Raw genomic sequence first — 24,142 nt, 5'->3', positions numbered from 1 at the left:
CCATGCCGCGCCTGACCGTACTGCTAGGCCTTCTGCTACTGAGTTTTTCGTTAGTTCTGTGGGGGCTGGGGGTGGATGGTGAGGCCGGTGTGGGTGAGGAAGGACCATGGGAGTTGCTCGCTGGAGCAGACGCGTTGGATGCCGCGTTCGGCTGCGTCAGCGACATCGGCGAGGTGGTCGCCGGCGAGGTTGGCCAGCTCGCAGGTCTTGATGGCCGACCACAGCAGTTCGACGGGGTTGAGTTCGGGCGCGTAGGGCGGCAGCCGCTCGAGCGTCAGCCAGTCCTGTTCGGCCGCCCAGGCCCGCATGCCCCGACTCCAGTGGGCGGACAGTCCGTCCCATACCAACACCACCGATTCCCCGGCGTAGAAGGCCTTGAGGCGTTCCAGCACGTCGATCAGGGAGGTGGTGTCGTAGGTGCCCGGCTTGAGGTGGAAGCACAGCCGTGGGCCGCGCTCGCCGTCGGCGGCGTGGTAGCCCAGTGCGGCGGCCATCCCGGCTCGTTTCCAGTTCAGCCGGTGGCGCAGGAGCGGTGTGCGGCCGCGCGGCGCGTAGGTGCGGCGCACCTGAGGCAGCAGCGATATGCCTGATTCGTCGAAGAACACGATCCAGGCACGTTTCTTCACCGCCCCCTTTTGATGCGGGGCCATTCCTGAGCGACCCATCGGGCGATCTCGGACTCGTCCCGCTCGAGGGCCTGGCGCCTGGGCCGCTGCAGGCTCCACCCCAGCCGCCCGGTCAGCAGGCGCCATACCGAGGCCCGGGCCAGCTTCACCCCGGTCACCCGCTCCACCACCACGCCGGCGCGTTCCAACGTCCACAGGTCCGCCTCGAACCCGTGCGCCTGAGCGCCTTGTTCCAACGCGGCCCGCACAGCGTCGACTTGGGCGTCATCCAGCTTGGGCGGCCGCCCGGTGGCCGGACGCCGCCGCAGTGCCTGAGCACCGCCCTGCTCCCATAACCGTTTCCACCGGCGCACGCTCTCGGCATGCATCCCCACCATCCGTGCCACCTCGGACGTGGCACGTCCCTGCTCGAACAGCTCGACAGCCCGCATGCGACGGGCCTCGGCCAACTGGGGCCGGGACAGGGGCGGAACGGACACATCGGAAACCACGGCCTGCGACTCGGAAGACACACCAAAAGCCTCACACCACTGAAGCTCCTGCGCCCACAGAACTAACGAAAAACTCAGTAGGCCGTGTTTCATAGGTCGGTGGAACGGCGGCTATGACTGGTCGCTGGCGGGCAGGACTTGCCTGAGTGATTTGCTGTCGCGACCCGGTCGAGGAGCACGCGGCTCGAACTCATGCCCGGCGGAGTGTCTTCCAGGCTTCGTAGTGGTCGAGAACCGTCTCGGCCACGGGCCGGTAGTCGATGCCCAGCTCATCGACGCTGCGGCGGCTGTCGACGCCGAACCGGATCCCCAGATGCTTGCGGATGTAATCCTTCGTCAACCCGAACTGCGGCCCGAGGATCCGGACGACGGCGTCAGGCACCGGGTGGCGAGGGACGATGTACCGGCGCGGGTACCGGCCGCGGATGATGCGACCCATGTCGAGGAACGACACCATCTCCGGCCGAGCGAGGATGTAGCGGCCACCGGCCTGCGGGCGCTGCGCGGCGCGCACATGCGCCAGCGCCACATCACGGACATCGACGAACGCGAAGGAGAAATTCGGCGCGCCGAAGAAGAAGTAGCCCTTCATCAGCTCGCTTATCAGGAACAGGCTGCCCGAGTTCGACGACGGCGTGAGCGAGGGACCGAGCACGAGACCCGGGTTGACGGTGACGAGCGACCAGCGGTCCTGCGCCCCGGCGAACTCCCAGGCGAGCCGCTCCTGGGCGGTCTTCGCGAAGTGGTACGGGTTGTTCGCCACGGTACTGGAGGTGTTCCACAGGTCCTCGCGAGCAATGCGGTCCGGCGCGTCCAGGATGTCGGCGTAGTCGCCCAAGACCGCCCCGAGGGTCGAGGTGAGCACGACGCGTTCGACGTCCGGCGCCTTCTCCACGGCCTCCAGGACCGTCCGCGTGCCGTTCAGCGCGGGCTCCACGACGTCCTTCTGGCCGTCGCGGATCTGCTCGGGCATCAGAAACGGCGCCGCGACGTGGAAGACGTACCGGCACCCCTGGACGGCCTCGTCGAACGACCCCGGCCGCATCAGGTCCGCCTCGACCAGCTCCAGTACGCCGGGCGCCCCTACCGCGAGGGCCCGCAGCGGTGCCGTCTTGGCGGCGTCCGCCACGCTCCGGACGCTGGCCCGCACCCGGTACCCCTGCTGAAGCAGCTCCCGGACGACGTGGCTCGCCACGAAGCCGCTGCCGCCGGTGACCAGGACCTGGTCGCCCGGTTGGTCGCCACCCTCGAGTGCGTACAACTTTCCAGCCATGACTGTTCCCTTTCGCCGATCCGTCGAGACGACTGCAGCCTAAGCTAAGTTTGCAGCCGACTGCAAGATTGCTAGGGGATGTAATTTTGCAGTAACTTGGTGCCATGGAGAAGCAAGGTCTGCGGGAACGCGGCAAGGCAAGGCGCAGCGAGGCGGTCATCCGTGCCGCCTTCGAGTTGTTCGCCGAGCAGGGCTACGACGCCACGACGGTCGCCGAGATCGCGGAGCGGGCCGAGGTCTCGCCGCGCACGGTGGCCATGTACTTCCGTTCCAAGCAGGACATCGCCATGTCCAAGTTCAGCGAGGGCGCGGACCGGCTGACCGAGGCGATGCGCAACCGGAGCCCCGACGAGCGCGCGGTGGACGTCCTCGGGCGGTGGCTGCTGGCGGAACACGAGTCGGGCGACGACGAGATGGTTGAACTGGAACGCCGCATGTTCGTCGCCAACCCCGAACTGGCCGCGTTGCGGACGGCGCGGATGGATGCCGCCATCCGCGAATCGACCAGAGTCGTCGCCGAGGACCTCGGCGTCGCCCCGGAGTCCGTCGGCCCCCGGATGGTGGCCGTCGCGGCGACCGCCATCATCATCGAGCTCTTCACCGGCACCCAGGAGTCCGACCTCGAACAGGCCGCGGGGGTCGCCCTGCGCCTCATCGAGGCGGCCATCGACTCCCTTCCCCGGGACGCCGTCAGCCTGCACCATGCAGCCCGTCCTGCGTCCTGAGCGCCTTCACTCGACAACCTCGCTACAGACACGACAGACGGGTGATCGGGGAACGTTGCTCGCCGTCGCACCTCACGAAGCGATGCAGAAAACAACCGGATAGGCTCTCCTGGCGGGTCCATGCCGAACGCAGTCGGCATGGACCCGCTGCGGTGTCGGACTGGATGCGGCAAACGGTGACGACCGCGGTGCATACTGGCCGCGTGCGCCAGGTATTCGTCCATGAGGCGGTCGTGAGGATCGAAGCGGGCGGCGATGTGCGAGCTCTCGGAGCAGCCGTAACGGTCGCACTCTGCGGGAGCTGGGAGCACGAGCCGCCGTGCCCGCTCGCGCCCCACCACACCGCCACGCAGTCCTCCGGCGACGAGGTGCAACTAAGGGTGCTGTTTGCTGCCGAACCTGCGGCTGAGGCCGAAGTACGCAGCCGGATCGAAGCGGCGTTGTCCCGGGCCGGCTTCGACGGCCCAGACGGTGTCAGCACGAACTGGCAGTTGCGCAACGCATGGCCCGGCGTTGTCCGAAACGACGAGGCTGAGCACGCGGCGCGGCTCGTCCGAACCTGAACGCTCGGTCTTCTGCACGTCTGGCCAGTACGCTGACTCTTGCCGGGGATTCCGTCACCCCGTGCCGCATTGCGTCGGGCTGGACCCTACCGGGGCAGGGTCTGGGTGACGCGCCACAGGCGGCGCGGAAGGTCGCCCTCTTCGAAGGCGTGGACCTCGTTCAATGTCCAGCCGTCGGCGAGGGCGTCGACCAGGGCGCGGTCGAAGAAGTGCACGGCGAAGCCGCCGTGTTCGAAGATGTCGTCCCCGCGGGCGGTGCCAGCGCCGTAGTGGGCGTCGCCGGTGTGCCGGACGGTGTAGACGAACACCCCTCCGGGCCGCAGCACGCGGCGCACCTCGCCGACCAGCGCATGGATTTCCTTCGTGGACAGCGCCATGCACAGCAGCATGTGCGCGAAGACCGCGTCCACGCAGGCGTCCGGCAGCCGCAGCGGATCCCGCACATCGTGCACCGCGGCGGTCACCCGTTCGTCGACCCCTTGCTGCCGGGCGGCGTCGCGCAGTTGCTCCAAGCCCGTCGCGGAGAAGTCGGTGGCCTGGACAGTGAAACCCTCGCGGGCGAAGTACAGCGCGTCCCGGCCGTGCCCGGCGCCGAGTTCGAGCACATCCCCTGCCCCGGCGGCACGGAAGACCTCGGCGGCATGAACGGCCGGTGCGGACGGTTCGGCACCGTACATGGCGGGGTGGGCGCTGTAGGTGTCCTGCCAGTGCGCCCGCTGCACATCGGCCAGGTCCTGCCCGTCGTCCGTCACAACCGTCGTCCTCTCGTGCCAGTGAGGCGAAGCGTAGGCCGGAACCCCGACGCGGTGCGCAGTCGTGTCCGGCCGGACTGCGGCTTCCGTCGCACCCGGCACAGCCGTCCTCACCGTGGATGGGGCCGGCCATCCATGCGTTGACCGCCACGTTGACGATGACCGCGCAGAGGTCACCGCCGCTCTGCGCCCGGGAGTCCGGGACGCCAGCAAGGACCAGCGCAAGTTCGGGGTTGTCGATCGGCGGCACCGGGGCCTGGCCCACACCCCACGCGGAACGGTTTGCCTGCTTCTGGCGTCCCTCGTCACGGGCCTGCTGGAAGGCCTGTGAGATCGTCTCGGCGGCCCCGGACAGCGCACCCTTGGTCTTGCCTCGGGCACCGGATTCGGTGAGCTGGCCGGTGAGTTCGGTCAGGCCGGCCGGCTTGCGGGGGCCCGCCTCCAGGTCGAGGCGGTTGCACGCCTCGGCAGGGCAGATCGGCTGTTAAGCCGCACCGCGGGTGCGTCGCCGGCTAAGGGACCTGGCCGGTGAAGATGGCGGTCCGGTAGCTGACGTCGAGGTCCTCGCTGCCGGGGGTGATCTCCAGCTGGAAGTCGTGCTCGGCGCGGCCGAAGGCGCAGGCGCTCGCCCACGCGACCGACTTGCCGGGCAGGGCGTGCCGGTTGGGGGCGCTGTCCAGCCCCTCGTCGTAGATCATGCCATCGTCGGTCGGGCACTCGATGTCGAGCAGGGACAGATCGAGCGGGCTCGTCGAGCCGTTGGTAACCGTGACCGTGAAGCGGATCATCGGCGTATTCGCCGGCGCCGCCACATTCGAAGAGACGCCGCGTGTGAGGTTGCTCAGCCGAGCCTCGACTCCGTCGTTCCAGACAGCGGACTTGTGCAGGCCGACGGTGAAGCTGTCGCCGCTGTCTGTGGCCGCCTGATCGGTCGGCGTCTCCTCGGCCGGCGTCTGCGTGGTCGCCGACGCGCTGCTCGGCGCGTACGTCTTCGTGCTGGCCGTGGGGTGGGTGCTGGTGCAGCCGGCGCCCAGCAGGAGTGCCGCCGACACGACCATCGGCGGCCAGAAGGCACTCTTACTTCCGAAGTGAGGTCTGTCGGTCATGTCCGGCTCCTCTCCTCGATTCGGAATGTAGCGCGCATCGGGGGAGGCAGCCCCTGTCGGGCAGCAACGCCGGCGGGCCTTCGGGCCGCTGCCTGAGCGTGAGAACACGCGGCGGGATCTACGCGGTGGGGTGGGAGACGGCGAGCAGGTCATGTCCGGTCGCTGAGCTGGGACGGACGGTCCTTGTCCTCCCCGCCGACGCGGAGGTGTTCCGCACTGGCTGGACCTGATCCTCCTCGTCCTGTCGTCGTCTTCCCCGCCGACGCGGGGGTGCGCCGGCGTCCTGGTGCCGGACGTTCGGACTTCAGGTCCTCCCCCTCTGACGCCGGAGTGCTCCGATGTTCGTCGGTCCGGTCCTGGACAACGGCGAGTGCTCTCCGCTGACAGGCTACTGGGAGGCCGTCAGGATCAGTTCGTAGACGTACCTGAACGAGCGAGGACGCGAGGTGCCCATGGTTCCATCGGCGAAATCCTTCTTCGAAGAGGTGCGAGTGGTCTACGCGGAAACAGCCGCTGCTGTAGGGCTATCCGGCCCGACTGAGACCGAGCGCATCATGCCAGCCTCTAACTACCAGGGCGACGGAGCCGCATACGACGTCACGCTCGATGTCAGGGAGGGTGGGGTGAAGTGCAGCGTCAGCTTCCAGACGGATGCCGTCAGTCTCACGGTGGATATCGAACCGCTGGCCATCGCAGCCGGAATCGTGGACAAGCGCGGCGGTGTCTCATACAGCGCCCGGAATCTGAAGCAACTACGCAAATCCCTTCTGGGACAGGCCGACTACGTCCGACGCGTTCATCCGCTGCTGACGGACGCCGACACAACCGAGGAGCTGATGCGGCGGGCCGGCGCCCGCGAGTGGCTCAGGCACCGTTCCATCCCCGAACAGTGAGGCCGGAAAGCGACAACCGCCAACGGGCGTGGGATTCTTTGCGACTCGGTCGCTGCTGCCCGCCGCGTCAGCGGAGCGAGCAGCAGCCGTCGTGTTAGCGGGTTGCGGTCTCCCCCACCTGAGGCTGCACCGCATCCGGGGGTGCGGGGCGGGTCTGCGGGCGGGGGATGTCGGGGAAGGGGCGGTAGGAGGTTTCTGATCGTGCGGGCAGGCTATTGGGGGTGTCGGGGCGGGCCGCGGCCGCGGTGAGCAGCATGGCGATGCGCTTGGCGAAGCCGGGGCCGGGGACGGGGAGTTCTATTTCGGGCTGGCGCAGGTAGCCGGCGGTGACCGCGGTCGGGACGTAGGCCATGAGTGCGGTGACGGCGGCCGGTCGGGGGCGCGCGGTGTACTTCGCCAGGTGGCGCAGCACCCTGAGGATGGTGGTGGTGGATGTGCTGGTGATCCGGTGTTCGGCCGGGTGCCAGCGGCGAGAGACCGTGGTTTGCGGGCCGGGCTCAAGGGCGGGAGAGTCGGGCTGGGGCTGGACGTCGTCGGTCTGGCGGTGCCACCAGTCGGCGGTGTCGTCCTCGCCCAGGGCCAGGTGGTGCAGGTAGAGGCAGTAGGCGGCAGCCGCCTGTCCGGCACCGGCCGCGTACTGCCACCAAAAGCGTGCTCCGTCGTCGGTGTCGGTCAGCTGCAGGACGCAGGCCAGCACGAGCGCGCTGCGGGGTGCGGGGACCTGGTCGGTGACGAAGTCGGCGACGTCGGTGGGCGGAGTGTGGGTGAGCAGGGTCTCGCACAGGGCCCGCAGATCCTCCGCCGCTCCCGTCGAGGTGCGTGTGCCGGTGTCAGCCGGCGGTCGGGGGCGGGTGGTTGGGGTGTTGTGGGCGGGGACGATGTCGCGGGGTACGGTGCGGCCGCGGACCAGCAGGGCCCGGGACAGGATGTCGTCGATGCGGGTCATGAGGTAATCCCTTCTGTCTCGGTCTGCTCGGTGTCGGGCTGCGGGCAGAGAACGCTCTCGAGGAAGTGGACGGCGTGGCGGTCGTCGGAACGGACGGTGGCCAGCGGCAGGCCCAGGAGGGTGGCGACGTCCTCGTCGGTGATCCCGCACAGGCGGCGCAGCACCATGATGTCGAGCTGCTGGTCGGGTAGCCGGCTCATCGCGGTGAACAGCTCCAGGGTCTCGGCGACCTGCTCCATCCGGTCGGCGTCCGCGCTCAGGGAGCTCAGGGCGACGGTGTCGAAGGCCGCCCGCCCGAGCTCGGGCCGGCCGTCGAGGTGCGGGGTGCGGGACATGACGGTGGCGCGCAGCACCATCCAGGCGTAGCGCCGGGTGTCGGGGCTGGCGAGTGCGTCATTCCAGCAAAGCCACAGGATGTCGAAGGTGTCGGAGACGACGGTGTCGCACTGGTCGGCGTCCAGGAGGAAGACCTGCGCGTAGTGGATGTAGTCGTACTCCACCAGCTCGCGAAAGGCCCGGTGGTCCAGCGGCGGAGCCGCGTGGGTCGTGGTCAGGGCGGCCTTCTCGCTGGAGCGTTCCACCCACTCCCGGCTCTTGTGGGCCTCGAACGCCGCCTGGCGCCACAGCCGGTACAGCGGCGCGTAGGGCATCTTCAGCTCCATGGACAGGCTGAAGATGATCTCCCAGCGCGGGTAGAGGCCCGTGCCGCGCAGCAGTTCGGAGATCTTCGACTTCGCCAGGCAGACCCGCACGCTCAGATCGCTCAGCGTCAGCCCGCTCTTGAGGTAGTTCTCCCGCATCGGCTCCAGCCACGCGCGGTGGGCGCTGCCCACGCAGTCCGCGATCGGGCCGAGCTTGCGGCCCGGCCGCGCCGGAGGCGCCTTGACGGGTGGAGGCGGCGGGGCCGGTGGATCAAAGGGACTCGTCACGGGTGCTGTCCTCCTCCCGGTCGGGAACGGAGGCCACCCGGTGGCCCGAGGCCGGCGCGCTCTGGGTACGCACGGCGCGAACGATCTGCTGCACCGTCAGGGCCAAGACCGGGGCCGCGGTGACGATCGCGGCCGCCTGGCCGACGACCGCCATCACCACACTCCACGCGAACACCGTCACCGTCGCCACAGTGATCGCTATGGACTTGCGTTCCATTCAGACTCCTCGCTCGTCGTCGGCCACTCGCCCCGCGCGGCTCATCCGGAGGCCGCGACGGTTCCCCGGACGACGGGTGCCGACGCCGTCGTGCGGGGAGGCAACCAGCTTGATGCGAGAGGAAGTTGCTACGCCACGTGATCGGAGATTCACGGAACAATGCCAGTCACACGATGGCCCTCAGACGAGCACCAATGACCGCTCAGGCAAAGGAACAGCACAGCTCACGCGTGTGAGAGTGGAAGTTCCGGGTTTTCCTTGCAATCGGGCCGCCCAGCCCCGTCAATGGAATCAAGACACCTCGGTGTCGGCCTTCCCATCCGGAAGGGCCCGCTCCCGTGCCGAGAACCTGGGGGGCGAGCACCCCGCTCTCGCCCGGCCGCTGCAGAAGGCCGGGCGAGAGCGCGTGAGTTCCCCGCGGACGGAACGACCGTAGCCCACCGCACTGACAACGCCCCCGGCGCTGGCGCCGCATCCGCTCCGTGTCGCCGGCACCACACGTCGGCTGCCCGGCAGTCACAGCCACGGCATATCGGCGTGCTGCGTCTCAGCAGCGTCAGCTTTGGGCTCGCGGGATGGCGAGCCCGGCGAGCGCGGGCCAGGTCGAATACCAGACCCGGTCAACCCGACGGAGGTAGCTTCGATGCGTGGCTACCTCAGAACACGGCGAAGGCGGGGGCAGGGAGTCCACGCGTGTGGAAACGGCTCTGCGGCACATGCTGGCGGACGGGACTCTCCGGTTGAACGAGTCGCTGCCGACGCAGCGGCAGTTGGCGGAGGCATACAGCGTCAGCCGCGACACTGTGCAGCGCGCCCTGGCCAAGCTCGTAGAAGAGGGATGGATCGCCTCACGGCCAGGGAGCCGGATGTGGGTGATCAGGATTCCGGCCACCACGCGTGCCGAGGAGCGGTCCGTTGCGCGAGGCAAGGTAGCTCTTGGTCCGCTCATCCACCGCGCCTTCGAGCAGACCCAGGTGTCCCTGGACGTCTTCAGCCTGACCGGCGAGACATTCGTGAGGCACCTGAAGAACCAGGAGGAACGGGTACTCGCCCAGGAGATCGCCCCGCAGCAGCTACGCATCCGCCTGCTCCTGCCGGGAGAGCAGAGCCCGCTGATCTATCCGCGCGCCCTGGATCCCGGGGATCTCCGAGTGTGGGAACGCTGGCGGGACATGCTCCGGGGCCATGTGGCCGAACTGAGCGAACTGGCCGACAGACTGCAGGGCGCGGGTGTGGACTCTCGGATAGAGGTGCGACGGTTTCCGAGTACACCCCAGTTCAAACTGTACGTGCTCAACGAGTCCGAGATGCTGTTCAACCCCTATGAGCCGGTCGAACGCACGATCATGGTCAAGGATGCCGAACGGCCCGTCGCCGCGCTGGACGTACTCGGCCTCGGGTCGGCCTACTCGTACCACCGCCTGGACGACGATGACGAATACTGCCACGACTCGCTCTTCTTCACCAACATGATCGAATGGTTCAACGCGAACTGGGAGATCTGGCCGACCATGCGGCTGCGCACCGACCACAACGGCACCGAACGCCCACGGTAGGGAGGGCGGAAGAGGAATCAGTGGCTTGGCCGCTACGCAGGATCCGTACAGGTGCGTCGCCGGTGCTCATGGCCCTCCTGTCTGGTCGGCGGATACAGCGTGCTCCACACCGGGACCTCCAGCCCCCCGGTGAAGCCTTGGCTTTCAAGCGGAAGAAGTGGCGGTAGGGGTCGAACTTCGCGGCCAGGACGTCGGCGGTCTCGGTGCAGTTGTCGATCTCCACCAGCAACCCCGGCACTCCCTCCGGAGCGAGCAGCACCGCGTCGACCTGGACGGCGGACCGGTTACGTCCGTCGGCAGGCAGGTGATGGACCACCTCCGTAGACCATGAGGCGGCCGTGCCGATGCCCGCCAGCTCCGCAGCGCCGGTGTCCCGCACGGGCGGGAGCGAAGCCGCGGGCTCGGACTCGGGCTGTACCCGGCGTACGGGCCGGGTGCGTTCAGGGGTGGTGCGGGTGGTAGCGATGATCGTCTCGTTCACCGCCATCGCGTGCGGGGCGCCGGATCGGGCCGCGCCATGCGCGGTCCCGCCCATCTCGCTCAACGGGCGGGCCAGGACCTCGGATGCGACCTGTCCTGCCAACTCAATGAGCCGTTTCACCTTTGACGATTGCTCGTGACTGCGCGGGGCCGCAGGTAAGCATCGATCAGGGCTCTTGTTAAGTTCACGCCATTTTATTCACCTTTTCTTCCATGTCTTGGGAAAATCTTGAACCGGCCAGGGGAACCTGTTGCGGCTTTCGGGCATCCGCCACATGCAGACCTAGGGGAGCAAAAGCTGTCAAACAGGTAACTCAGGACTGAGCATCCTTCCTGGTTCCTTTTGACATTCCTTGGTGGCCTGAAAGGTTTGGCTTGATCAATCCCTGTGGCCCCCATCGGTGTACTGCGAACCTTCAGTGAAGATCAGCTCGTTTCTGTTGGCTCCGCAACGCGGAGTACGAGGGAGGGAGCTGATCGTGCGTCACAGACCTGTGGCCCATGACAGATCGAGAAGGGGCGGGTCGCGCCAGGCACGACGGCTACGCCAGATCGCTGTCGGTGTGGTGATGCTGTTCGCGGCCGAGGCCGCGCTGGTGTCGCAGGACACCGGTGCCGCGTTCGCCGCGCCGGCCTCCGGTGCGACAGCGGAGTCCGTACAGTCGGACGCCACTCAAGCGTCGGGTCCTGCGGAGGCGCAGGATGAGGCGTCGGCGGTGCTGATGGCGCGTCTGCAGGACCGCAAGATCGAGGTGTTGTCCGCCCGGGCGACGGATTCGACGACGTATGCACTGCCCAGCGGTGAGTTGGAGACGGAGGCGTACGCCGGTCCGGTGCGGGTGAAGCAGGATGGCGTGTGGAAGAACATCGACACGTCGCTGTCCGACACCGGCTCCGACCTCACGCCGACTGTGGCGGCGGCCGACGTCGCCGTCTCCGACGGGGGTGACACAGAACTGGCGTCGGTGGCCAAGGGCAAGGAGTCCTTCGGACTGGGGTGGGAGGACAAGCTTCCGGCCCCGACCGTCAAGGACAGCACCGCCTCCTACGATTTGGGCAGTGGCCAGACCCTGTCCGTTACGGCGCTGGCCCAGGGTTTCTCGGAGAACATCAAGCTGACTGAGCAGCCCGACGGTCACACGGTTTCCTATCGGATCCCGCTCAAGCTGGACGAGCTGAAGCTGTCCCAGGCCGACTCTGGGCACCTGTTGCTGAAGAACAGCGACGGCGACCTGGTCGCCGAGGCTCCGGCCCCGATGATGTGGGACGCGAGTAAGGATCCCGCCTCTGGCGAGTCAGCGCACCAGGAGCAGGTGGCGACGAAGGTCGAGACGGCGTCGGACGGTTCACAGACGCTGGTCCTTACCCCGGACCAGGACTTCTTGGCCACCGCGACCTACCCGGTGACCGTGGACCCCACCTCCACCCTCGCGGTGACCACCGACACTTGGGTACAGAACCCCGACTACCCCGACTCGCAGGTCTCTTCCCAGGAGCTGAAGTCGGGCACGTATGACGGCGGTACGGACACGGCGCGCTCGTACCTGAAGTTCGACGTGTCGAAGTTCACCGGCAAGCACATCACGTCGGCCACGATGTCGCTGTACAACTACTACTCGGCGACCTGCTCCACCTCCGGTGCGGCCACGGTGGCGAAACGGATCACCTCCTCGTGGTCCTCGTCGTCGATCACCTGGGGCGCGCAGCCGTCGACCACCACCACGGGCATGGCCTCCAACACCGGCCACTGGGGCTACACCGGCTGCGCGGCGAACTGGTCGAACTGGAACCTGCAGACGATCGTGCAGGCATGGGCGGACGGCTCGGCCAACTACGGCCTGCAGGTCCGCGCAGAGAGCGAGAGCGACTCCACCACCTGGCGCCGTTTCCGCTCGGCGAACTACACCACGTCCGGATACGCGCCGAAGCTGTCGGTGACCTACAACTCGTACGCCACGACCAGCTCGCTGGCGATCTCGCCGAGCAGCGTGAACGCCTACAGCGGCAAGCGGTACGTGACCACCTACACCCCGACCCTGTCGGCGAAGGTGACGGACGCGGACGGCTCCGCGGTCAAGGCCCAGTTCGAGATCACCAACGACCCCTCGTACAGCGGTGAGACCTCGTACTCCTACACCGGCACCTCATCCTCCGTGGCCTCCGGCAGCACCGCGAAGCTGACGATCCCGAGCGCGAGCCAGCTGGCCGCGGCGCACCTGCGCATGCGGGTACGCGGCTACGACGGCACGGACTACGGCGCGTGGTCGTCGTACATCTACTTCGTGCCGAACGTCGCCAAGCCCAACGCCCCGACCATCACCTGCGACCCTTATACACAGGACACCTGGACACCGAAGGCGTCGGGTTCGGTGACCTGCACGCTGGACACCTCCTCCAGCGACGGCCAGGGCTACCTGTGGGGCCTGGACGACTCCACCACCCCGAAGTCGGTGTACGACACCGCCGACGGCAACGGCGGTGACCCGCTGACCATCTCGATTGCCCCGAACGAGGACTGGCACACGCTCTACGCCAAGACCATCGACTCGGGCGGCAACCTCTCGACATCCAACACGAGTTACGCCTTCGGTGTCGGTGACGGCGCAGGTCTGCTCACCCCGGGCGAGGGCGACAGTGCCGCTCGCCGCATCAGCCTCACCTCGACGGGCAAGAGCACCTACACGGGCGTGACGTACCAGTACCGGCGGGGCGAGACCGACTCCTGGGTCTCCATCCCGGTCGTGGATGTCACCAAGTCCGGCGGCTCGGCGCTCTCATCCTGGCCCCTCGCTGTGTCCGGCGGTGCCCCGGCGGCCCTGACATGGAACGTCACCGACTCCCTGTCCGAGGACGGATCGCTCGACATCCGGGCGGCCTTCACCGACGGCACCACGACCGCCTACTCCTCGGCGCACACGATCACCGTGGACCGCAACGCCGGCACCGCCCCCAGCGTGAACGTCGGCCCCGGGTCGGTGAATACCCTGACCGGTGACTATAGCCTGTCCTCGACGGATGCCACCGGCTTCGATCTGTCGGTGTCACGGACCGCGTCATCGCGCCGCCCGACCGCAGGTTCGGACGCGGAGGGCCAGGTGGCGATCTTCGGTCCGCAATGGACCTCCGGCACCACGGCGGAGATCACCGACTCCGACTGGGCCTACCTCAAGCAGACCTCGGCCACCTCGGTGGCACTGGTGGACGTGGACGGCGACGCGACGGGTTTCACCGCTACCTCAGCGGGCGGTTGGAAACCCGAGCCCGGCTCCGAGGACCTAACGCTGACCAGCAAGGACAGCAATGGTGCCACGGCAAACGACCTGACTAGGGTCTCGGCTTTCACGCTGAAGGACGATGGGGGTACGACCACGACGTTCGCGAAGGTGGACTCGGCGGCGACGACCTGGCAGGTGTCCAGCACCTACCTGCCGACCGACAACTCCACGACCAAGGTGGTCTCGGAGAAGGTCATCTCCGGCAGCAGCACCCTGGCCCGGCCGAAGTACGTCATCGCCCCCACGTCGGCGGTCACCGCCGACAAGTGCCAGACCGCGATCGACACCGCAACCGCCGCCGGCCACGACTGGTTCACCAACGCCAGCGACAACACCGGCTGCCGGGTTCTGCAGTTCGTCTACGCCTCTTCGACCACAGCCACCAGTTCCGCGCTCGGCAACTACACCGGGCAGGTCCAGCAGATCAAGCTATGGGCCGTCACACCCGGTGACAGTACCACCACCGCCACAGCCATCTCCCAGTACACCTACGACAACTCCGGCCGCCTGCGCGAACAGTGGGACCCCCGGATCAGCCCCGCGCTGAAGACCGCCTACACCTACGACAGCGCCGGCCGCGTCGCCAGCCTGACCCCGCCGGGCGAGCTGGCCTGGACCTTTACCTACGGCAAGGCGGGCAAGGCAGCCACGGCCGGTGACGGCATGCTGCTGTCGGCCTCCCGCCCAAACCTGACGGCCGGCACTAAGGGCACCACAGACGGCACGACGGCGACCACCAGCGTGGTCTACGACGTTCCGCTGAGTGGTTCGAATGCGCCCAACGCCATGGGCACCTCGGACGTCGCGACCTGGGGCCAGACGGATGTGCCCACGGATGCGACCGCGGTCTTCCCAGCCGACTCCGTCCCCTCGTCCCACACCGGCTCGGACCTCGCGGCCTCGGACTACCCCCGCGCGACCATCACCTACACCGACGCCTCCGGCCTTGAGGTCAACAGCGCCACCCCCGGCGGACACATCGCTACCACAGAGTACGACCGCTTCGGCAATACCGTCTGGCAGCTCACTGCTGGCAACCGTGAGCTGGCACTGACCTCGGCCACCAGCGGCGACACCTACGACGAACTGGCTCTGCTGCACATCGCAGGCGAACAGACCGCCGACCGCGCCGAGCAACTGTCGACCGTCTCCACGTACTCCAGCGACGGTCTGCGGATGCTCGACGAGAAGGGCCCGCTGCACCAGGCCACCCTCACCTCGACCCTCGCGGCCGGATCCGGTGGAACCGACGTACCCGCCGGGACCCCATTGCCGGTCCGCCAGCACACCGTCAACACCTACGACGAGAACCGCCCGACCGACGGCACAGCCACCGTCGCCAACCAGGTCACGACCTCCAAGGTCGGGGCATGGGCCGACGGCTACCCCGCCGACGCTGACGTGCGCACCACGAGCACGCAGTACGACTGGGTCAAGGGCCTACCCACCGCCACCATCACCGACCCGTCCGGTCTCGCGCTGAAGACCACCACGTCGTACGACTCCCAGGGCAGGATCACCAAGACCACCCTGCCGAAGTCGTCCGGCACGGACGCCGGGGCCACGGTGACCACCTACTACTCGGCCACCGGCACCGGAGCCTGCAACGGCAAGCCGGAATGGGCGGACCTGGTCTGCTCCACCGGCCCGGCCGGCACCATCACGCTCGGCGGCTCCAACCCCACCGAACTGCCCACCAAGACCATCGAATATGACCGCTGGGGCAACACCGCCAAGACCACCGAGACCGCCAACTCCGTCACCCGCACCACCACTAACACCTACGACACCGCAGGCCGTCTCAAGACCACGGCGGTCACCGGCGGGGTGGGCACGGCGGTACCGGACACGACCACCACGTACGACACCGACAGCGGTGACGTGGCCACGGTCGCCTCCAACGGGCAGACCATCACCCACACCTACGACCAGCTCGGACGCGAGATCACCTACAACGACGGCGCGGGCAACACCGCCAGCACGCAGTACGACGCGCTCGGCCGGCCGGTGAAGACCACCGACTCCGCCCCGTCCACCACCACTTACACCTACGACACCACCAAGGACCCCCGCGGTCTGGAGACCTCCCGCACCGACTCCATCGCCGGCACCTTCGCCGCCCTCTACGACGCGGACGGCAACCTGGCCACCGAGTCCCTGCCCGGCGGCTACACCCTGACCGTCGGCCAGGACGAGACCGGCGCAGAAACCTCCCGCATCTACACAAAGGACAGCGACAACACGGTCGTCGCCTCCGACAGCACGGACGAAAGCGTCCAGGGACAGGTCGTCAGCGACACCGACACCGCGGGCCAGACGCGGGCGCGCAGCTACGCCTACGACACGGCGGGCCGCCTCACCCGAGCCGACGACACCAATCCGGACGGGGCCTGCACCCGCCGCGACTACACCTTCGACGACAACACCAACCGCACCGCCCTCGCCGTCGCCACCAGCGACGTCGGCGCGGCATGCACCTCCACCGGCTCCACCACCACCTCCTACTCCTACGACAGCGCCGACCGCCTGGTCACCTCCGGAACGGTCTACGACGCTTTCGGCCGCACCACCACCCAGGCATCCGGCGCCACTGTCGGCTACTACACCAACGACCTCGTCCGCCAGCAGACCTCCGGCACCAGCCGGCAGACCTGGAACCTGGACGCCGCCGGCCGCCTCGCCTCCTGGACCACCGAATCCAACAGCAGTGGCACCTGGACCCAGACCGGGTCCAAGGCCAACCACTACGGCTCCGACGGCGACAGCCCCGACTGGATCCAAGAGACCAGCACCACCCTCACCCGCAATGTTCAGGACATCGGCGGGGACCTGGGAACTACCACCACCGCCACCGGCGGTGTCGTCCTCCAGCTGACCAACATCCACGGCGACGTCACCGTCCAGCTCCCGCTGGACACCGCCCAGCCCGTCATCGCGTCGTCCTACGACGAGTACGGAAACCCCGAGGCCGACACCGCCGCCACTCGCTACGGCTGGCTCGGCGGCAAGCAGCGCTCCGGCGAAACCCCGACCGGCGCCCTCCTGATGGGGGTCCGCCTCTACGATCCCACCAGCGGACGCTTCGACTCCCTCGACCCCGTCCCCGGAGGCGGAGACAACGCCTACGGATATCCGGGCGATCCCGTCAACCAGTTCGACCTGAACGGCAAGTGGTGGGGCAGCATGTTCCGCCATATATGGCGAACCAGGCAAGTACAATCCGCCGCGAATGCGGTGGTTGCCGTGGGCGCGATCTTCCCGTACGCGATATACGCCGGCACGTACCACCTGCGTCATCGCCTCAGCCGTCGTCACCGGCGCGGGCTGTATGGCCGTGCCATGCGGAAGTTCGAGTACTACAACCTTCGAATGGACGAAGGGCTGGACTCGTTCAAGCGGCACCATCTCGGAAGGAATGAGAGTAACTACGACGAGCACATCCGTGGTAGTTACTGTCCGAGATTCATGTACAGCTGGTCGTCGCAGTGCCGCCGCGGCGGCCATCTGTACGGATGGTTGCCCGGCTCGTACAGGAGGCATGGACGGGTCTACCGGGACCTCTGACGGATGATTTCCGGGGTGGGGGCTCCGCAAGCCCCCACCCACCCGATCTCAGATAGGACGACGACGATGGCCAGGAAATTCAATCGGCCTCATCGGTACAGGAAGACTCTCGTCGCTGCCACCATAGGCGGACTCCTCGTGCTGACCGCAGCCGCATGCGCCGCCGACCCGACCGACCCCAGCAATGTGGCTCCCGTGCGTCTGGTCAACGACACCTCGGACAGGATTCACGTCTCCTGGTGCTCCGGTGATGATGCGCAGTGCACGGAGCGCCGACAGCTCGGTGATGTGAAGCCCGAAGGGCGGGCGGAATACAAGATCTCTTCTTACGAGGTCGTCTTCCGCCTCGAGACGGGTGACGGTGCGGCGAAATATCTCTGCAAAGACGGTGCGGAAGGTTCGACCATGGAGGTGTCGAAATCCGTTTCCGATCTCACGTCGGCCTTCAAGAATTGCTGACCGGCAACAAATGAAGACAGTTCACGGCGGGGAGACCGATCCGGATCTTCGGTGGTCATTCCAAGGTGACCTGACCACGGTGCAGCTGCCACTGTTGCGCGTCCGCGACCAGAGCCAGCCGGACATTCACCGCGGCGCGCTCGCTGAGCAACGCAACCAGCACGGCCGTATCCGTCTGCCCGTTAATCGCCATGCCCAGCTTTCCTCTCCCCGCAGCGTGTGGAGCCGGACCAGGCGCATCGTCACGGCCCGTGCTCCCGAGCAGGCTACGCCTCATGTATGCGAGCGGCGGCCACGTGCTGTCCTCAGCCTCAGGCGGCAGCCGAGCAGCGCGAGGCCAGCGTCCGTGGCGCAGTGCATCGCCCATCCGCTGCGTCGCTCACCGACGCCCCGTGCCGGGTGCGCTCACCGGCACGGGGCGTGCGCCAGAGCGGTGGGGTCGGTGTCCTGGCCCGCCGCTACGGGGGAAAGCGGCGGGCCAGGAGCTCCTCCACGGTGCCACAGCCGGGCACGGACCGCCTGCCATGCCATGGAAGTGGCTGCCGGACGCCGAGGTTGGCCAGAAGAGGCGGCGCGTGACCTCCCCAGCCGCCGCGCCGCCGCTCCCCTGTCCGCGTCCTGCTTCCCGCCCCGCTGCCGCGTACACCTCCTCATGCGGCACTTGATCGACTGCCGGTCCGCTTCGGGGGCGGCTGGTCATCAGGTTGGGCCGCCGAAGAGACCGCCGTTGGCGCCTGCGCTACCGTTTGCGCCGCCGCCGTTGGCCCCGTTGGCCTGGCCCGATGAGGCAGACGTGCTGGGGGTGGGGGGCGGAGAACTCCGTGTGCTGCTGCCGCTGTCGCCGAGCAGGCCGCCCACGGATCCGCCGGACGCGAAGGAGGATCCGGTCGAGGTACCGGCATGTCGCGTGGCCGCCCGGCTGGGTGAGGGCGAGGACTGCTCCTGCGGAGCGGCGTCGGTGGCGAAGACAAAACTGGTCTGGCTCTTGTTGCCCGCGAAGGTGGTCTCCACGAGGTAGGTGCCGACGGCCGCGTGGCTTGTCTGCCCGCAGTTGCCGGAGTTGGGGATGCCGTCCCAGACGAAATCGACGTGGGCCGGCCGGCCGCGGGTGACAGCGATCCAGCGGTGACTGTGGTGTCCGTCGGTACATGAGGAGCTGTCCCACAGCGGGCTCGAGCCGTCTGCCGGGGTGATGGTGAGGACGGCGTGGTCGCGGGCGGCATCGACGCGACACGGCACCCGCCCGCCGTCGGCCGCAGACACGGTCAGCTCGATGTGCGCTTGGCCGCCGCTGCTGTAGGTGTTGTGAGCAGATTTGAGACCAGCGCGGATGTCGGCGTTCGTGCACGACTGGAGCCCCATCACCTTCGCCGTGTTGACCTCCTGGCTGCCGATGTCCGCGACCGGGTCCTTCGCCGGTCTACTGGGTAGCGGCGACACCGAGGCCGTTTTGGGCGCTGCCGCGGAGGAGGTCGCCTTGGAGTCATCGTGGCGGTCGCCCGACAAGCGCATCGCCGCCTGCAGAATGACGAAGATGCCCGCCAGGACGATGCCCACCAGGGCGCCGACGATGAAGGCCCGCTTGAACGGCGTATCACCTGGCAGACCAGGCCTGTGGGCCTGTCCGCCGACATCCTGACCTGTCGCCGCCGTCGCGTTACCGACAGGCGCTGAACGCGGACGCCCGGGCGCCCTGGTGGCGCCGGCACCCGCTCGGGCGAGAGGGTGTTTCCACGCTGGCGGATCGGCCGCCACAGCGGGGCGGTGCGGCGTTGAGCTGGGGACATCAGTTGTCTCCGAGGTGGGGACATCGCTGGCCGGTGGCAGTGCCGCCGGCGCCGTGTCGAGGTGCTGCAGGGCCAGGCTGACGACGGTGTCGGCCTCGGCCAGGACCCGGTCGGCGCGCAGCGAGGCGATCTCCTCGGCGTGTTCCTCGACGAGGCTGGCCAGGACTCCGTCCCGGCGCAGGAGTTCCGTCCGGGCGTCAGTCAGCTGACGGGAGACGGTGCGCAGTTGCTCGCTGAGGTGCTCCACGGCGTCCATGGCGACGTCGTGGCGGCGCTCGAGTTCGGCGCGGCTGCGCCGGGCGGGCAGGGCGGGCTCTTCTTCGCGCCGGGGAGCGTCTTCGGTCGAGCTGGCCCGCTGCTGGGCGTCGTGCAGGGCCTGGACGGCGGTGCGCAGCAGCCGGGTGAGTTCCTCGTTCTCCTCCCGAACCGTCTCAAGAGCGCTCTCCAGGTCGGTGATCCGTTTCGTGTGGGCGCCGCTGCTGATGGTTTCCTGCTCGTGCAGCCGGCTGATCTCCTGTTCCAGACGCTCCTGATCCTGCCGGGACTGCTGCAGCTGCTCCTCGAGCTCTCCCACCCGGCGGGTCAGCTCCGCGGCCTCGGCCCGGGCGCGTTGCGTCTCGTCGTCGCGCAGGATCGCGGTCTGCTGGGCGTGTTCCAGTTCGGCGCTCGCATGCCCCAGCAGGACCTTCAGCCGTTGTTCCTGCCGCCGGGACAAGGCCAGGTCCTCGGCGAGCTGGTCCTTGGACTGCTGCAGCTCCTCGGCGTGGCGGCGGGCCGTGTCCCTTTGGTCCAGTGCGTCGTAGAGGTCGGCCAGGAGCCGGGACGAGGTGCGCAGCGCGGCCCGGTGTGCGCTCCACAGCTCGCTCATCTCCTTGCGCGTGGGCGGCGGATCAAGGGTCTCGCAAGCGATGTCGAGCAGATGCTGCACCACGTCGCGGGTCGGCACCCGATCGCCGGCAAAGAACCGCTGCAGGGTGGGCTTCGCCGTCCCCGAGGCATCGGAGCGCGCCCCGCCCTCCAGCCGCACCCCGCCCATGCGCCGGGCCAATTCCGCCGACATGCGCTCCAACGTCCACGGCGGATCAGCCGCCCGCAACCGTTCTACGACCACCGCCCGCCACACCCGCAGCCATGCGATGACCGTCTCCGGCAGCCCCGGGTCGATCGGCTTCATCGGCCGGCCCCGCCGGCTCTCCCCCTGCGCCATGACGCGCCCTTGCCCCCTGCGTTGTTCCCCCCACAGAACCGTCAGCTCTCCCCCACGGCCCCGCTGCCGGGTCAATCACCCGGCCACAAGGGTGGTGGACACCAACCGGCCAAGCCCGACATTCGGCAGGAGTCCACCATGCTCGATCCCCAGCCTGCGCCGCAGAACAACCCGCAAAATCAACCCCCCACACCACCCCCCGGCGCGCGGCCCTCACGCATCCCCGCGCTGGCTGGCGCCGGCCTGGGCAGCGTCAGCACCCTCACCCTCGTCACCACCCACGCCCCCTGGCCCGCCGTCCTCACCCTCGCCCTGGCCGGCCTCGCCGTGGTCCTGGCCCAGTCCGTCCTCCAAGCCCTCGCCCCCCAGGACTCCCACGACCGCCTCACCTGGTGGACCACCCGCTGGCAACACCGCAGCAGGCACCGCCCCACTCCCGCCCCACAACCCGAACCCCCACCCCCTTCTTCACGCCCCGGCCAGGCCCCTGACACCAACCCGCCCGTATGACCGTCGGGTTGCGCCGCCTCGTGCCGTGCGGCAGGTCAGGAGGGGGCTGGATCCTGGCGCAGCAGGTCGGGACGGGCATCTGCCAGGTCGAAGGCGCGCTGCAGGCCCGGTACGAGGGCGGGCTCGATGCGGTAGACGCGGACCCGGTCATCGAGTTCGAGCAGGCGGGTGTTGTTGTCGGGGCCGATCCGGCGGCGCACCGCCCGGACGGAGGTGAGCGTCCCGCCGATCCGGTCCTTGGGGATCGGCGTGCGGGGGTGGCCGGCGAAGTGGGCCTGGATGTCGTCGTAAGAGACGGTGCCGCCCAGCTCGGTCAGGCGACGCAGCACAGCGCGGGCACCCGGCATGAGCGCGGCGATCGTGTCGAACAGCAGCCGGTCCGTCCAGCCCTCCCACAGCTCTTCGCCGCTCAGATCCTGCGGCCCCGGCCGAGCCTCCAGCACAGGGGCTTCGGGCCAGGAGCCCGCCGTGGCGGCCGGGTTGAAGCCGTAGGCAGCCTGCACCGCGGCGATCGCCTGCTCATAGGTGTCCCTCTCGGTGTCAATCGTCAGCCGCACGCCCTCCCCTTCCGTGGTCTGCGCCCCCGTCCTGAATACCCCAAGCCGCCTGCGGTCATGGCCGGGCTCAGCCGAGATGGAGGACGGCCAGCGCCGTGGTCCAGTCGGTCACGATCGCGTGCTGCGCCGCGGCGCGAGACACCTTGCCGTCGCAGACGGCGGTGTGCAGTTTCGTCTCCACCGGGTCCTTCTTGTTGTTCACCCCGGCGCCCTCCTTGTGGCTGGGGTCGGCCGGCTCCACCCACAGGTTGCGGGGATCGTTGGGGTCGCCGCCGAGCTGCAGGCTGATCAAGTGGTCGTACTCGGCATCGGCCATGCGGCCGGTGTAGCCGTAGGAGGCGGCATTTAAGGCCGGACAACACGAGGTACCAGTCGTTCCTTCGCGCGCGGAATCCTCATGCTCCGGATGGTGCGGAATATGCAATTCCGCACCACTATGGCCTGGTGACGCTATACCAGGGTTATGGCGGGTCGATCGAGATTGACGGCCCGATGTTGATCATCATCCGGTCCGGCCTCGCAGCCAAGGCCAATAACCTGCCGACGGGCCCGCGGCACATCCCGATCGCTGCCGTAAGCGCCGTGGATTTCCGGGAGGCCACCCGGCTGCGCAACGGCCATATCAGGCTTGCTCTGGGCGGCGAGCCCATCAGCGCGATAGCCGCAACGCAGACGGCAGCCGATCCGAACGCCGTTATATTCACCCACCGTCAAAACGCCGCATTCGCGGAACTCAACAACCTGTTGCAACGCGCAGTCGATGACAATCGAGCCACCGGCGTGGACGCTGCCGCCGCATACGCACAGGCCGACGACCCGCTTCTGGCCATGGGCCCGTCACGGAAGGCGGCGCGGAAAGCCAAGGCGGACGCTTTGCAGGATCGAGCCAACGCACTCAAGGAGCAGCTGGGGACGGCCGGCGAGCGGGAGGACATCGCCACGGCAGCCGCACGTCTGCACTGGACCATGGGAAGCAAACGAGAGATCAAGAAGCTTCCGGAGCACTTGGGGGATGGCGAATCCGTGAAGTTCCTGGCCGCAGGCAAGTACGACGACGCCATGGGGCTGGTCGCGCTCACCGACCGACGGGTGCTGTTCCTGAGGCACGGGTTCACGGGTAGCCAGCTTGTGGACTTCCCACTCCACGTGATCACTTCGGTACAAAGCACTAGCTCGCTGGGCCTGGGCAAGCTGCGGATCTTCGCTTCGGGCAACACCACCGACATCACCCAGATCGCAATGATGGACCTGCAACCGCTGGCGGAAGCGATCCGAGCCGCAATAGCAGTCTCATCCGCGTCAACAGAGCGGACGGAAGCCGCTCCCCAGCCACGGCCAGGCGTGCTGGGGCAGCTGGAACAGCTTGCGGAGTTGCACCGGGTCGGCGTACTCACGGACGAGGAATTCGCCGCGAAAAAGCAGGTCCTTCTCGACCGGCTCTGAAGCACAAACATTGGGGCCGCTGGATCGCGAGCTCGTACTCGAGCAGCGCGACTCGGCCGGCGCTGGACGACGTACCACTACATCTCCGCTGCTCCCATCGTCCCGGCGAGCAAGTCTCCGGCCGCGCGGCCGGCGCGGTCCAGCTGGTGGTGAGCGAGCTGGTGACCAACACCCGCAAGTACGCTCCCGGACCGTGCTTGCTGACCCTGGAGGTCCGCGAGGGGGCGGTGGAGGTGACGGTTGGGACGGCGCCCCGTCCCCTGCCCGTCGCGCAGGCCACCGACCCCGACCGGCCGGGCCACCCTGGGCCAGAGTTTCCACATGCACCGGGAGCCGGTCGGCAAGCGCATCGCAGCCGTCATGGTCCTCGCCGACCCGGTTGGAGACCAGGCCCAGCGATCAGGTCAACGGCGGCCGGGCACACCGTGTTCACGCGGTGCGGCCGGCGGAGCTGACGACGAAGGCGTACGCCGACGGCATCGCGCTCTATCTGCGACACCACCCGGCCGCTGGGTGGGCGGGTGGTGCGGAAGCCAGGACACGCGCAGGCGCGTCCGAAGCGCAGTCGGAGGAGCCTGCTGGGGCAGCAACGGGAGTGTAGATCTAACGGCGGATCCGACGATCATGGGAGTGACGCCAAGTGACTGATACCGCCGTGGAGTTGGAGAGCGTGGAGCCTGTCGAGAGTGCCCAGTTGGGGCAGCCTGTGCCCGTGTCCGACGAGCAGCTCGTTGCGATGCTGGTGGAGCGTGCCCGGTCGGAGGGGTTGCAGCTGACCGGGCA

General features: G+C 68.2%; 21 protein-coding genes and 1 pseudogene. 8 read left to right on the top strand and 14 right to left on the bottom strand.

Features of this window, described 5'->3' with window-relative positions; all coding sequences use genetic code 11:
- Positions 1–50: 50 nt before the first annotated feature.
- The 3 genes from ACWCQ1_RS43815 to ACWCQ1_RS43805 form a co-directional block, all read right to left on the bottom strand.
- Positions 51–626: an IS630 family transposase gene (locus tag ACWCQ1_RS43815; RefSeq protein ID WP_451029079.1), complete on the bottom strand. Its 576-nt coding sequence runs from the start codon at positions 624–626 to the stop codon at positions 51–53.
- Positions 623–1,210, bottom strand: a complete 588-nt coding sequence (locus ACWCQ1_RS43810; protein ID WP_451029078.1) for a winged helix-turn-helix domain-containing protein — start codon at positions 1,208–1,210, stop codon at positions 623–625. Before ACWCQ1_RS43810 ends, ACWCQ1_RS43815 begins: the two co-directional genes overlap by 4 nt.
- Positions 1,211–1,307: 97 nt before the next feature.
- The gene (locus tag ACWCQ1_RS43805) at positions 1,308–2,390 is read right to left on the bottom strand and encodes an NAD-dependent epimerase/dehydratase family protein (protein ID WP_451029077.1); all 1,083 of its coding nucleotides are present in this window, start codon (positions 2,388–2,390) and stop codon (positions 1,308–1,310) included.
- 104 nt (positions 2,391–2,494) lie between these two features.
- Here ACWCQ1_RS43805 and ACWCQ1_RS43800 point away from each other — a divergent pair, with 104 nt between their 5' ends.
- Positions 2,495–3,115 carry a TetR/AcrR family transcriptional regulator gene (locus tag ACWCQ1_RS43800; protein ID WP_451029076.1) on the top strand — a complete coding sequence of 207 codons (621 nt, stop codon included), beginning with the start codon at positions 2,495–2,497 and terminating at the stop codon, positions 3,113–3,115.
- A 203-nt stretch (positions 3,116–3,318) separates the two neighbouring features.
- Positions 3,319–3,678: a hypothetical protein gene (locus ACWCQ1_RS43795; RefSeq protein ID WP_133048004.1), complete on the top strand. Its 360-nt coding sequence runs from the start codon at positions 3,319–3,321 to the stop codon at positions 3,676–3,678.
- 86 nt (positions 3,679–3,764) lie between these two features.
- Here the strand turns inward: ACWCQ1_RS43795 and ACWCQ1_RS43790 are convergent, their stop codons facing one another.
- The 3 genes and pseudogenes from ACWCQ1_RS43790 to ACWCQ1_RS43780 all read right to left on the bottom strand — a co-directional run bounded on the left by ACWCQ1_RS43790 (position 3,765) and on the right by ACWCQ1_RS43780 (position 5,536).
- Positions 3,765–4,430, bottom strand: a complete 666-nt coding sequence (locus ACWCQ1_RS43790) for a class I SAM-dependent methyltransferase (protein WP_451029075.1) — start codon at positions 4,428–4,430, stop codon at positions 3,765–3,767.
- 283 nt (positions 4,431–4,713) lie between these two features.
- Positions 4,714–4,899, bottom strand: a pseudogene (locus ACWCQ1_RS43785) (gas vesicle synthesis-like protein); the annotation flags it as partial.
- Between the two features lie 43 nt (positions 4,900–4,942).
- On the bottom strand, positions 4,943–5,536 hold the full coding sequence (locus ACWCQ1_RS43780) for a hypothetical protein (protein WP_451029074.1): 594 nt from the start codon (positions 5,534–5,536) through the stop codon (positions 4,943–4,945).
- 452 nt (positions 5,537–5,988) lie between these two features.
- Between ACWCQ1_RS43780 and ACWCQ1_RS43775 the strand changes: the two genes are divergently transcribed.
- On the top strand, positions 5,989–6,429 hold the full coding sequence (locus tag ACWCQ1_RS43775; RefSeq protein WP_451029073.1) for a hypothetical protein: 441 nt from the start codon (positions 5,989–5,991) through the stop codon (positions 6,427–6,429).
- Between the two features lie 94 nt (positions 6,430–6,523).
- Here the strand turns inward: ACWCQ1_RS43775 and ACWCQ1_RS43770 are convergent, their stop codons facing one another.
- The 3 genes from ACWCQ1_RS43770 to ACWCQ1_RS43760 are packed head-to-tail and all read right to left on the bottom strand — an operon-like array spanning position 6,524 to position 8,521.
- The gene (locus ACWCQ1_RS43770; protein WP_451029072.1) at positions 6,524–7,375 is read right to left on the bottom strand and encodes a hypothetical protein; all 852 of its coding nucleotides are present in this window, start codon (positions 7,373–7,375) and stop codon (positions 6,524–6,526) included.
- Entirely contained in the window at positions 7,372–8,304 is a 933-nt protein-coding gene (locus tag ACWCQ1_RS43765) for an RNA polymerase sigma factor (protein WP_451029071.1), read from the bottom strand. Before ACWCQ1_RS43765 ends, ACWCQ1_RS43770 begins: the two co-directional genes overlap by 4 nt.
- The gene (locus ACWCQ1_RS43760; RefSeq protein ID WP_451029070.1) at positions 8,288–8,521 is read right to left on the bottom strand and encodes a hypothetical protein; all 234 of its coding nucleotides are present in this window, start codon (positions 8,519–8,521) and stop codon (positions 8,288–8,290) included. The genes ACWCQ1_RS43765 and ACWCQ1_RS43760 overlap by 17 nt, the downstream gene beginning before the upstream one ends.
- A 695-nt stretch (positions 8,522–9,216) precedes the next feature.
- Here ACWCQ1_RS43760 and ACWCQ1_RS43755 point away from each other — a divergent pair.
- Positions 9,217–10,077, top strand: coding sequence for a GntR family transcriptional regulator (locus tag ACWCQ1_RS43755; RefSeq protein ID WP_451029069.1), 861 nt, complete (start codon positions 9,217–9,219; stop codon positions 10,075–10,077).
- On the opposite strand, the gene ACWCQ1_RS43750 is transcribed toward ACWCQ1_RS43755, so the two are convergent.
- Positions 10,004–10,678, bottom strand: a complete 675-nt coding sequence (locus ACWCQ1_RS43750) for a replication-relaxation family protein (protein WP_451029068.1) — start codon at positions 10,676–10,678, stop codon at positions 10,004–10,006. The two genes, ACWCQ1_RS43755 and ACWCQ1_RS43750, sit on opposite strands and share 74 nt — an antisense overlap.
- A 448-nt stretch (positions 10,679–11,126) precedes the next feature.
- Between ACWCQ1_RS43750 and ACWCQ1_RS43745 the strand changes: the two genes are divergently transcribed.
- Both ACWCQ1_RS43745 and ACWCQ1_RS43740 read left to right on the top strand, forming a co-directional pair.
- Positions 11,127–17,396: a DNRLRE domain-containing protein gene (locus ACWCQ1_RS43745; protein ID WP_451029100.1), complete on the top strand. Its 6,270-nt coding sequence runs from the start codon at positions 11,127–11,129 to the stop codon at positions 17,394–17,396.
- 138 nt (positions 17,397–17,534) lie between these two features.
- Positions 17,535–17,855, top strand: coding sequence for a hypothetical protein (locus tag ACWCQ1_RS43740; RefSeq protein WP_451029067.1), 321 nt, complete (start codon positions 17,535–17,537; stop codon positions 17,853–17,855).
- Between the two features lie 55 nt (positions 17,856–17,910).
- Here ACWCQ1_RS43740 and ACWCQ1_RS43735 read toward each other — a convergent pair whose 3' ends face one another.
- A complete protein-coding gene (locus ACWCQ1_RS43735) occupies positions 17,911–18,048 on the bottom strand; it encodes a hypothetical protein (RefSeq protein WP_451029066.1) in 138 nt (45 codons plus the stop codon).
- A 506-nt stretch (positions 18,049–18,554) separates the two neighbouring features.
- Complete coding sequence (locus ACWCQ1_RS43730; RefSeq protein ID WP_451029065.1) at positions 18,555–20,849, bottom strand: hypothetical protein; 2,295 nt, start codon at positions 20,847–20,849, stop codon at positions 18,555–18,557.
- A 138-nt stretch (positions 20,850–20,987) separates the two neighbouring features.
- Between ACWCQ1_RS43730 and ACWCQ1_RS43725 the strand changes: the two genes are divergently transcribed.
- Complete coding sequence (locus tag ACWCQ1_RS43725) at positions 20,988–21,359, top strand: hypothetical protein (RefSeq protein WP_451029064.1); 372 nt, start codon at positions 20,988–20,990, stop codon at positions 21,357–21,359.
- Between the two features lie 35 nt (positions 21,360–21,394).
- On the opposite strand, the gene ACWCQ1_RS43720 is transcribed toward ACWCQ1_RS43725, so the two are convergent.
- Together ACWCQ1_RS43720 and ACWCQ1_RS43715 are read right to left on the bottom strand one after the other, a co-directional pair.
- Complete coding sequence (locus ACWCQ1_RS43720) at positions 21,395–21,916, bottom strand: hypothetical protein (protein ID WP_451029063.1); 522 nt, start codon at positions 21,914–21,916, stop codon at positions 21,395–21,397.
- A 67-nt stretch (positions 21,917–21,983) separates the two neighbouring features.
- Positions 21,984–22,232, bottom strand: a complete 249-nt coding sequence (locus tag ACWCQ1_RS43715; RefSeq protein ID WP_451029062.1) for a hypothetical protein — start codon at positions 22,230–22,232, stop codon at positions 21,984–21,986.
- Positions 22,233–22,360: 128 nt separating this feature from the next.
- Between ACWCQ1_RS43715 and ACWCQ1_RS43710 the strand changes: the two genes are divergently transcribed.
- Entirely contained in the window at positions 22,361–23,359 is a 999-nt protein-coding gene (locus tag ACWCQ1_RS43710; RefSeq protein WP_451029061.1) for a DUF4429 domain-containing protein, read from the top strand.
- Positions 23,360–24,142 lie beyond the last annotated feature (783 nt).

It is taken from the genome of Streptomyces sp. NPDC002144 (genome assembly GCF_053593695.1).
Note: the sequence above shows the minus strand (reverse complement) of the source record. Positions and strands in the feature narration are given on the sequence as shown.